2 protein-coding genes are annotated in these 1,620 nt (G+C 39.8%); both read left to right on the top strand.

The features are described from left to right. Positions 1-115: 115 nt before the first annotated feature. On the top strand, positions 116-718 hold the full coding sequence (locus MHO32_RS25675; protein WP_010448801.1) for a hypothetical protein: 603 nt from the start codon (positions 116-118) through the stop codon (positions 716-718). Positions 719-852: 134 nt separating this feature from the next. Beyond that, positions 853-1,431 (top strand): hypothetical protein, encoded by a 579-nt coding sequence (locus tag MHO32_RS25665; RefSeq protein WP_025527158.1) that lies wholly within the window; start codon positions 853-855, stop codon positions 1,429-1,431. Positions 1,432-1,620 lie beyond the last annotated feature (189 nt).

The following is a 1,620-nucleotide window of genomic DNA, read 5'->3' as shown; positions in this document are numbered from 1 at the left end:
TTCGGCACGCGTGGCATTTTTACTATGCGTTAGGTTTAGTGGTTAAGGTGTTATGCGGAAGCTTGGGTATTGCGTGCCTCACACCTTAACAAGGCGTTATGCGATTGGAGCTAGAATGGACAACTTAGTGCAAAAACTAAAAAGTCTTGCTTATGACGAAAAGCGGTGTCAGCAAGTAATATCTAAATTTTCACTAGCAGAGCGTAAAGAGGCTTTAAACGCACTTGCTCAATTTGAGAATATCAATGAAGAGCGGTGGATACTAAATATTGTTTATCATATTTCACCGCAGATACATGATTTTATCGATTCTTATACATCGGGAGCTTACACGAGAATTAGAGAGCATCAGAGAGGTATTCAATATGATGCGAAGTTAGGCAAACTAATAAGTGACTTTATGGCTAACTCGCATATGATGCCTAAATATTTAAAGAGTTGTAGGCACTACTCTAAGAGCACTTCTTGGTATGACTATTTCTCAGTCAATGACACCCTTGAATTAGACAGTTTTATGTCTTGCGCTCGTGAAAGTTCAGATTTCTCATATGTATTGAAGCCAGAAGCCATTTTAGTTTTTAATTCGTGTAAACAAGGTTTCTACCTTGGGGCAATGACAAGAGAATCTTGCGAAAGAGAGGTGTTATTTCCAGCAGGATCTCGGTTTAAGTTGAGTGAAGTTAGAGGAAATCAGTACTTGCTGGAAGAAATCGCATAACAAACTGTTCAAGAGGGATTCGCAACGCGTGGCATTTTTACTATGCGTTGGTTTTAGTGTTTAAGGTGGTATGCGGCGGCTTTAGTATTGCGTTGCTCACCCCTTAACAGGGCGTTAAGGCTCACGGAGTATTCATGAAATTTAAATATTGTATGCTTGTTGGTGGTCAAAGTATTCATCTACGAGTAGCTGCTGATGTTATTGAACAATCAATAGAAGAATTCGAAATAGCTGGTGGTTGCTTTGACCCGAAAACATTTTCCAATGTTCCAAGCTTTAAAATCGACCAAAGGGTATATGCTGATGCTGGATTTACTAATGAGGTTCTTGTTGGCATTTGCGTTTTCTTTAGCACCTGGATGGGTAACAAGATCTTAGATGAACTGTACGATAAAAGTCTCAAGTTCAGTTTCAAACGTTTTACTCAAGCTTTTCGTGCTGACAAACGTTGTGCCGAAAATCAAATAAGCCTGCTTGCATGTACCTACTTTTCAGATCTTGACTTAACACTAGCCATCCGTCTAACGTCTAGAGATAAACTCGAAGAAGAACAACGTGATAGCTTATTTAAACAGGCTCATCTCAATGCAGCACAGTTTATTAGTGAAAATGGAAAACAAGCTCCAGTCCATTACTATCACATCCAAAATGGCACATTGAATCTTGAACCTTTGTTAAAAGAATCTATTGAACAAATACAGCGTGAGAAATGAGCCTTAACAAACTGTTTAAGAGTGATTCGCAACGCGTGGCATTTTTATTATGCGTTGGTTTTAGTGTTTAAGGTGGTATGCGGCGGCTTTGGTATTGCGTTGCTCACACCTTAACAGGGCGTTATTTCCGCAACGGATCTCTCAGGCTGAATGTACGTGGTTGTAGCCTAAGAGTGAAAGTGACGGGGT

Origin of the sequence: Vibrio sp. MMH1-50 (assembly GCF_022347645.1) — a bacterium.
GTDB lineage: Bacteria > Pseudomonadota > Gammaproteobacteria > Enterobacterales > Vibrionaceae > Vibrio > Vibrio harveyi.
Note: the sequence above shows the minus strand (reverse complement) of the source record. Positions and strands in the feature narration are given on the sequence as shown.